Source organism: Acinetobacter sp. YH12227, assembly GCF_013417785.1.
In the GTDB taxonomy this organism is placed as follows: Bacteria; Pseudomonadota; Gammaproteobacteria; order Pseudomonadales; family Moraxellaceae; genus Acinetobacter; species Acinetobacter gandensis.
Genome location: NZ_VPDH01000101.1, coordinates 1 through 9,462, shown reverse-complemented (window position 1 = coordinate 9,462; position 9,462 = coordinate 1). Strand labels below are relative to the sequence as shown.

The window sequence follows — 9,462 nt, the reverse complement described above, 5'->3', positions numbered from 1 at the left end:
AAATGTATATCGTTGGCAGAAGAAATTATTTAGACCAGTTATCAAAAACTTCATTGATGACTTTATTCTCGATAAAAATCATCTGCTACCACAGAGAATCTATAAATAATAGTGCGTAAGTCCTAATTTTTTAGAACGTGCTTGTCAAATACAGGTTAAAGCAATGAGTGGTGGTAATTTACATTTTCCGAAAACAACTATTTGTGAATATACCGTTCAGCAATTTGAGAGCCCAATGGCTGAACCCATTATTCAAGCGGCTTGGCAGGCGGCCTTGTCTTTAATTGAAGATCAGCAGTCAGATTATTGTCGTTAATATAATTTTCTATCATTTAGCTTATAAAAAAATGGCGCTATGCCTTGTGTGCAGAAGAATAGTCATGGCTTGAGCAACGCGTTATCATGTTCATAGTGGAACTATGAGATGAACTATGAAAATCGTTGCAGATGAAAATCTGGCATTTACTGAGTATTTTTTTTCCGAATTTGGTGAAATAAAGCAAGCTGCAGGTCGAACATTGACCCATGCAGATGTCAAAGAAGCCGATGCATTGTTGGTACGATCAGTGACTCAGGTAAATGCAGACTTAATTCAACAGACCGCACTCAAATTTGTCGGTAGTGCTACGATTGGAACAGATCATTTAGATATTTCTGCATTAGAGCAGCAAGGCATTGCATGGTCGAATGCAGCAGGCTGTAATGCACAAGCTGTTGCAGAGTATGTAATTACGGCACTGTTACACTTAGAGCCAACTGTACTTGATGCAAATCAGAAGTTTACTCTAGGCATCATTGGTTTAGGTAATGTTGGTTCACGTTTAGCCGTTATGGCGCAAATATTAGGTTGGAATGTGATTGGCTATGATCCATTTGTTCAACGAGATCATGTACAACAAGTTGAATTGGAAGAATTACTGGCTCAGGCCGATGCAATTTCGACGCATGTACCTTTAACCAAAACTGGCGCGCATCCGACCTATCATCTCATCAATTCTGAAGCCTTCGCTACCATGAAGCCATCAGCTATTTTGATTAATTCTGCACGTGGCTCAGTGGTTGAAGAAGCTGCTTTAATTGCTGATATTCAAAGTACTGGGCGTAAAGTGGTATTAGACGTATTTGAACATGAGCCTGAAATTTCAGAAACGTTACTTAATCTTATTACTTTGGTGACGCCGCATATCGCAGGTTATAGCTTGGAGGGAAAAGCCCGTGGTACGCAAATGATTTATGAAGCATTTTGCAAAACCTTTTCGTTTCAAAGCGATAAAGCCTTTGAAACGCAGTTACCTGTAGGTGAACAATATTTTGCTCAGCATGATTTAAAACAAACGCTTAAAGTCTATTTACATCAAATTTATGACATTGCTCGTGATGATGCCAACTTACGTACCTGCCTAAAAGATGGCAAGGTGGATCAAAAAGCGTTTGATTATTTACGTAAAACCTATCCTTTACGCCGTGAATGGGCTGCGCATGGAGGCCCAGCAGCATGAGTGATGTCCGTTATCAGCCGACCTGTGATGTTAATACATTGCGTGCACGTGCCAAAATGTATGCACAAATTCGTCAGTTTTTTGCAGAACGTGATGTACTCGAAGTGGAAACACCTGTGTTGTCACAAGCAGGTGTGACTGATGTTCATTTGGCCTCAGTACAAGCACTGCGTCATATACAGGGCAGTGCTCAAACACATTATTTGCAAACATCACCTGAATTCGCCATGAAGCGCCTGCTAGCCAGTGGGAGTGGTCCAATTTACCAAATCTGTAAAGTATTTCGTGACGATGAGCATGGGCGTAAGCACAATAGCGAATTCACTATGTTGGAATGGTATCGTCCAGGATTTAGTTTAAAAGACTTAATGTTTGAAGTGGCTGACTTACTCAATGTTGTGCTAAAACAGCGTTTTGGTGAAGTACGTCCAACAATCTTAAGTTATAAGCATGCTTTTATGGATCGTTTGGACTTGAACCCATTACAGGCGACTGTACAAGAATTAAAAGATTGCAGCCGTCGTGTTGGCTTGAGTTTAGATTTAGGTGATGAACGTCTTGGTTATATTGATCTATTGTTCTCACATTTCGTTGAACCAAGTCTAGGCTTTGATACCCCAGTATTCTTAACAGATTTCCCACCCGAAATGGCATCACTTGCGAAAACACGTGTTGATGACGATGGGGAGTTAGTTGCAGCGCGATTTGAGTTGTATATAGAAGGTTTAGAGCTTGCCAATGCTTATGACGAGTTAATCGATGCTGATGTTTTACGCAGTCGGTTTGAAGCCGACAATGCTGAACGTGAAAGGCTTGGTTTACATATCATGCCAATTGATGAATATTTACTTGCGGCGTTGCCCCACATGTCAGAGTGTGCAGGCATTGCACTGGGTATAGATCGATTGTTAATGACAGCAACTGAACAATTGCGCTTAGACAAGGTCATCACGTTCCCAGCGGATATTTCATAACAGCGTTGTTATTAGACGATATTTAAAAAAAGCACCTGAGGGTGCTTTTTTTAAATCAATTTATACGTCCATTGTATATTGATTCGTTTTAAGTGCGGCAATAGCTTGAATACGTCGTTCAATCAGCATTTCGCCAATATCAGGGCCTGATATGTCCGGTGGTAAATCTGCTGCTTTAATACTCCGTACGACATTCATTGCATCGAGCACATACTGTGCTTGCGGATAAGCTCGATCTTCAAGTCCCAAACGACCACGTGAATCACATTCACAGGCTTGTACAAAGGCTTCAACGCGTTCAGGACGGCGTAGCACATCCATACGTTGTAACAGACGCCACAATGTCCCCGGTTTTAAGCTCAGGGCTTGATGGCATTTTAAATGCTCTTTACATACGGAAATGGCCAATTGCTTGGTATTTGTGGGTACACGCATACGGTCACAGACTTCGGTAACCGGTTTTACCCCACGTTCTTCATGCATGATATGGCGCGGTAACTCATCTACTGGAGTGAGTGCTTTGCCCAAGTCGTGTACCAGTACAGCAAAACGAACATCCAAAGAATAATTGGCACGACAGGCTTGCTGCAACGACATCATGGTATGAATACCACAGTCAATTTCAGGGTGATATTCAGGACGCTGTGGAATACCGTATAACGCATCAATTTCAGGGAATAAGACTTTTAAAGCACCACAGGCTCGTAAGACTTCAAAATATTCATCTGCATGGTCTTCCATTAACGCACGAGAGGTTTCCTTCCATACGCGTTCAGGTGTGAGGGCTTCAAGCTCACCAGATTGAGCAAGCTCATGCATCAGTTCCAGTGTTTCATCAGCCACTTTAAAACCTAAAGCTTTATAACGTGCCGCAAAACGTGCAATCCGCAGAACTCGCAAAGGATCTTCGACGAAGGCATCAGACACATGGCGAAGGATGCGTCGCTCTAAATCTTGTTGACCATGGTAGGGATCATAAATCTGACCTGCATCATCCATAGCAATCGCATTGATCGTGAGGTCACGTCGAATGAGATCTTGTTCGAGTGTGACATTGACGTCGGTATAAAATTCAAAGCCATGATACCCATGTCCAGACTTACGTTCTGTACGGGCTAAGGCATATTCGTCTTTGGTCTCTGGATGAAGAAAAACAGGGAAATCTTTACCCACAGGTTGATAACCTTGAGCAAGTAATTGTTCCGGCGTTGCACCGACGACTACATAATCTTTCTCGTGATAGGGGTGTCCGAGCAAGTGATCTCGAACTGCGCCGCCTACTAAATAAACTTGCATGAAAAAACCTCTATTCTTATCGCCATCATGCTACAGAACAGAGGTTTTCTCAAGTCACAAAGTGTGATCCATTAAACTTAAATTAGAGGGCTAATTTTTCGTTTTCTTGGATCTCTGCAACGGTTAATGCTGTCATATTCACCAAACGACGTGTTGTTGTTGTCGGAGTTAAAATATGAACAGGTTTAGCAGCACCAAGTAGAATTGGACCAATCGTTACATTGCTACCTGATGTTGATTTCAACAAGTTAAATGAAATGTTCGCTGCATCAAGGTTAGGCATAATTAATAAGTTTGCAGAACCTTTGAAACGTGAATTCGGGAATGCAAATTGACGAATATTTTCATCCAGGGCTGCATCACCATGCATTTCACCTTCAACTTCAAGCTCCGGTGCAATTTCTGACAAAATGTCGAACACCTTACGCATTTTTTGCGCACTTGGGTCTGTTTGATCAGAACCAAAACTTGAGTGAGAAAGTAACGCGACACGTGGAGTAATACCAAAACGACGCACTTCTTCTGCAGCCAAAATAGTCATTTCAGCTAATTGTTCAGCGGTTGGATTACGGTTGATGTAGGTATCCGCAATAAACAAGTTACGATCTTCAAGCATCAGTGCATTTAGCGTAAAGAAGTTATTACGACCTTCTTTTAAACCAATTACATTACTTACGAAGTCTAAATGGATATCGTAGCTTGAGTACGTACCACAAAGCATACCATCAGCAATGCCATGACGAACCAACATAGAAGCAATTAAAGTCGAACGACGACGAGCTTCACGCTGCGCATATTCAGGTGTAACCCCTTTGCGTTGCATGATTTTATAGTAGTCATCAGCAAACTTGTCATAGTCTGGGTTTTTCTCTTGGTCAACGATAGTGATGTTCACACCATCTTCAAGACGTAAACCTAGTTTCTTGATGTTTGCTTCAATAACAGCAGGGCGACCTACAAGAATAGGTTTAGCTAAACCTTCATCTACTGCAATCTGAACCGCACGAAGTACACGTAGATCTTCACCTTCAGCGTATGCAATACGTTTAGGATCCGTTTTCGCTTGTGCAAAAATCGGTTTCATCATAAATGCAGAGTTATATACAAACTCAGACAAACGTTGACGATATGCAGAGAAATCTTGGATTGGGCGTGTAGCAACACCTGAATCCATAGCTGCTTGTGCAATGGCAGGTGCAATTTCAAGAATTAAGCGTTGATCAAGTGGGCGAGGGATTAAGTAATCACGACCAAATGAGGCAGATTTTTCACCATAAGATGCAGCATCTGCTTCAACGTGTGCCATACGTGCAATAGCATGCACACAAGCGATCTTCATCTCTTCATTAATTGTCGTAGCACCAACATCGAGTGCACCACGGAAAATATAAGGGAAGCAAAGCGCGTTGTTTACTTGGTTTGGATAATCTGAGCGACCTGTTGCCATAATTACATCTGAGCGCGCTTCGTGTGCGTGTTCAGGCACAATTTCTGGATCTGGATTGGCAAGGGCAAAGATGATTGGATCTTTGGCCATCACTTTAACCATTTCTTTGGTCAAAATGCCAGCAGCAGAAAGGCCCAAGAACATGTCAGCACCTTCCATGACATCGGCAAGTTGAGTGCCTTCAATGTCTTGTACATATGCTTTTTTAGATTCGTCCAAACCTTCACGTTTAGTGGTCAGTAGGCCGCGTGAGTCCGCAACAATAATGTTTTCTTTCTTTGCACCTAAAGCACAAAGTAGATTTAAACATGAAAGTGCAGCAGCACCAGCACCTGAAGCAATAATTTTGATTTCTTCAATTTTTTTGCCGTTGAGTTGTAAGGCATTTAACAATGCAGAACCAACGATGATTGAAGTACCGTGTTGGTCGTCATGGAACACAGGAATGTTCATGCGTTCACGAAGTTTTTGCTCGATGTAGAAACATTCTGGGGCCTTGATGTCTTCAAGGTTGATACCACCAAAAGTTGGTTCTAAAGCTGCAACGATATCTACGATTTTGTCTGGATCGTTTTCAGCAATTTCGATGTCAAATACATCGACACCAGCGAATTTTTTGAATAGTACGCCTTTACCTTCCATTACAGGTTTAGACGCCAATGGACCGATGTTACCTAAGCCAAGTACGGCTGTACCGTTACTGACTACTGCAACAAGATTACCGCGCGCTGTGTAAAGTGCAGCAGTAGATGGGTCACGTTCAATTTCTAAACAAGGTGCAGCGACACCAGGCGAGTATGCGAGGGCTAAATCGTGTTGGTTGACCAATTGTTTGCTTGGTGTAACGCTGATTTTCCCCGGTGTTGGAAATTCGTGATAATACAAAGCCTGCTGTTTTAAAGATTGATCGTCCATCTGTATCTCGATTGTGTTTTGTTTATCCAGTGGGCCTGGATATGGTTGCTTTATCAGCTTGAATATATCATTAGTTGTCTTATTGGGACAGTCGAACACGTGTGTTTTTCAGACATTCTTATTGGTTCTAGCGACTAACTTAGATTAAGTATGTATAAGTCGGTGCACTAATGTTGTTTTCGAGGAAGATAGTGGCTTCTTCTTGTGGCAGAGGTTTTGAGAATAAATAACCTTGTGCAATATCACAGTCTAAATCTTGCAAATACAGCATTTGTTGTTCTGTTTCAATCCCTTCAGCAACTACTGTCATGCCCATCGCTTTACCCATAGCAATCATGGCGCTGACAATTGCTTGTTGCTTATTTTCTCCAATTTTAGAGACAAAACTACGGTCAATTTTTAAAATATCAATTGGAAAATCAGCTAAATAGGACAGTGAAGAGTAACCAGTACCAAAGTCATCCAAAGAGATATTAATTTTACGTTTCTTAATTTCGTCAAGTAAGTTACGTACTGAATCTGAGTTTTCAATTAGTGAAGATTCGGTAATTTCTAATTCCAAACTCGAGCCATCAATTTGATTGTCGTCAATTGCTTGATCCAAATCGTTTAGTAACTGGCCACGACGAATTTGCTGCGCCACAATATTTACTGAAACACAGATGTTGTTATAGCCTAAATTATTCCAGAGACGGATTTGTTTTGCTGTTTTTTGCAGCACAATTCGACCAATATCTGAAATTAAACTGGTTTGTTCAGCAAGCGGAATGAAAAGGCCGGGTGGTATAAGTCCTTTTTCAGGATGATTCCAACGTACTAAAGCTTCAAAACCATAAATATCTTTATTTCTAAAATTAATTTTAGGTTGGTAATAAACCACTAATTCATTGTTTTGAATTGCTTTACGTAAATCGCGTTCAAGGAAGATACCTTGTTCGAGTAGGGCCGTATTTTCATTTGAATAATAACGGATGGTATTACCACCTAAGTTTTTGGCCTCACTGAGTGCTTGTTCTGCACAGTTGTTTAGATAGTCGAGCTGTCGGCCATGTTCGGGGTAGAAAGCTACACCAATAGATAATGTGATCACATGATCTTGCCCAAAAATATTAAAAGGCAGACTGAATGCTTTGGTTAAGCGCTCACAGTGTTCTTGTACCGAAGGTCGAATATGTGACATCTCATATACAATTGCAAAATCATCGCCATTTAGATGGGCAACAAATAGTGCTTCCGCATTGGTTAGGCGTAAACGCTGTGCTACTTGGCGCAATAGTTCATCGCCGCCATTATTGCTGAGATATTCATTTAAAGGGCGGAAACGGTCGATGTTGAGTCGAATAACTGCCAACTGCTTGATGGAATCTTGCTGTGACACTAAATATTGATGTAATTGGTAATTGTAGTAGAAACGATTCGGTAGATCGGTCAACGTGTCATAGTTTTCTAAATAAGACAGACGTTGTTCTTGTAGCTTACGTTCAGTTAAGTCAGAGACAATGCCTATATAATGGGTGACACGGTTTTGCTCATCGGTAATTGCATTAATGTGCATCCACAATGTTAATTCTTTACCAGATAAGAATTTTTCATGTAATTCACCATCATATTCACCCATTTTAAGTACTTGCTTAATAATGGAATAATGGGTACTACGCTGTGCTGATTTATAATTTGCAGTAATATCAAATAAATGCTTGCCAATAATTTGCTCGTGGCTAAATCCAGTCAGTTGTTCATAGAAAGGATTGACATCAATGTAGCGAAGTTCTTCATTGAGAATAAAGATTCCCTCTGCGGCTTGCTGAAGTACACTTGCAGCTAGTTTTAGGCGTTCTTGTGAAGTACGTTCTTGGTGAATATCACGGCGAATCCCCACCATGCGAAGTGGTTTTTTATTGTTTGGATCACGAGTAATCACACGACCTATATCATGCACCCAGTTCCATTTACCATTGCTGTTTTGAATCCGATACGTTGCTTCATATCGGTCTGTCAGACCACGCAAATGTCTGGTCATTTCTGTTTTGAAATGCATGACATCGTCAGGATGAATGACATGCTGAAGCTGGATTTGATGGTCTTTAGAACTGCGTAAGGATTTTTCATGCTTATGATTGGTCACAGAAATTCTACGTTCTTTGACATTCCAGTCCCAAGGACGTAAGCCTGCAATTTCATGGGCAAGAACAAGGTTTTCTTGTTGGTTTTCTAAGTCCTTGTTCATAGTTTCAATATCAAACGTTCGCTCTTTGACTTTCTGCTCTAACAGTTGATTGCCGAGCTGCAACTGCATTTCGATATCACGTGATTTATTAACTTCGTCCTGTAATTGTTGGCAGAGTTCATCCGTCCATTTGACTTGTTGCTCTGCATTTTCGACTAATAAATTATTTTTCGCGTATAGGGTCGAAACACGACGATGGATACGATAAGAAGTCATTGCACACATTAAAATGACAATAAGGCCAAAATTAATACTGAGATTGAATAAATGATTGGTTTCGTCAAAAAAGAAAAACTGTGCAACTAAATAGGGAACGATAGACGGTAAAAATGCTAAGCAAAAATAATTTAGTTTTTGTGTTAAATAAGTTAGGCCAAAGGTTTGCGTAACAATCAGGAGGAGGGCTGAAAGTGTTAAGGCTTGAATCGGTTGAAAATTTTCATTGTTAGAGGGTAGGTAATAAAAGATTAAAAAGATCCCGCTTGCGATGAGCGTACCTACAGAAAAGCATTGAAATTGTAACCAGCGATGTGCAATTTGCAGCGAATATTGTCCTGGTTTGAAATAAACCGTACTGATCATCCAGCAAAGGCTGACGAAAACTTCAGTGAAAATGAACCAAATGCTGAAATAAAAAGATTGATGAGTAAAATAAACTTGGTAAATAGCGAATATATAAAGACAAATAATAAGGATGCTAACCAAAAAATAGCGGCTATGGCGAAGCGTGTTCGCAATTTGTGCAGCATGATTGTGCTGCTTAATATATTCATCTTGATTATATGTCATGAATATAAGCACCTTGCCCCAAGTACATCAAAACCATCATTGTATTTGTAGTATTCCAGCAACTATTTGTTTATTCAGGTAACTGTTGATTCATTTTTATTAAATCTAGGTTAATTGCGTTACAAAAAAAATGCAATGCACTGCAGAACTAAATATTAACTATCTGATGAACTCTTCAGTTAAAAAAAAGGTGGTGTTTCAAAAAGTATGCTGAAAAAAAGCAGGTTGAATTTTGATAAAATAGAGAAATGCAAATAACTCTAGAAATCAAATGTCCAACCTGCCTCAGTGACAGTATAAAGAAAAATGGCATCA

General features: G+C 40.3%; 5 protein-coding genes and 2 pseudogenes. 4 read left to right on the top strand and 3 right to left on the bottom strand.

Features of this window, described 5'->3' with window-relative positions; translation table 11 throughout:
- From FTV09_RS16025 to epmA, 4 genes and pseudogenes are all read left to right on the top strand, one after another.
- A pseudogene (locus tag FTV09_RS16025) lies at positions 1-109 on the top strand (IS701 family transposase); the annotation flags it as partial.
- 18 nt (positions 110-127) lie between these two features.
- A pseudogene (locus FTV09_RS16020) lies at positions 128-316 on the top strand (class II aldolase/adducin family protein); the annotation flags it as partial.
- A gap of 115 nt (positions 317-431) precedes the next feature.
- Positions 432-1,499 carry a 4-phosphoerythronate dehydrogenase gene (locus FTV09_RS16015; RefSeq protein ID WP_180058877.1) on the top strand — a complete coding sequence of 356 codons (1,068 nt, stop codon included), beginning with the start codon at positions 432-434 and terminating at the stop codon, positions 1,497-1,499.
- On the top strand, positions 1,496-2,473 hold the full coding sequence (epmA, locus tag FTV09_RS16010; protein ID WP_180058876.1) for an EF-P lysine aminoacylase EpmA: 978 nt from the start codon (positions 1,496-1,498) through the stop codon (positions 2,471-2,473). Before FTV09_RS16015 ends, epmA begins: the two co-directional genes overlap by 4 nt.
- A gap of 60 nt (positions 2,474-2,533) precedes the next feature.
- On the opposite strand, the gene FTV09_RS16005 is transcribed toward epmA, so the two are convergent.
- The 3 genes from FTV09_RS16005 to FTV09_RS15995 form a co-directional block, all read right to left on the bottom strand.
- Entirely contained in the window at positions 2,534-3,769 is a 1,236-nt protein-coding gene (locus FTV09_RS16005) for a multifunctional CCA addition/repair protein (protein ID WP_180058875.1), read from the bottom strand.
- An 82-nt stretch (positions 3,770-3,851) separates the two neighbouring features.
- Complete coding sequence (locus tag FTV09_RS16000; protein ID WP_180058874.1) at positions 3,852-6,131, bottom strand: NADP-dependent malic enzyme; 2,280 nt, start codon at positions 6,129-6,131, stop codon at positions 3,852-3,854.
- Positions 6,132-6,270: 139 nt separating this feature from the next.
- A complete protein-coding gene (locus FTV09_RS15995) occupies positions 6,271-9,147 on the bottom strand; it encodes an EAL domain-containing protein (protein WP_180058873.1) in 2,877 nt (958 codons plus the stop codon).
- Positions 9,148-9,462 lie beyond the last annotated feature (315 nt).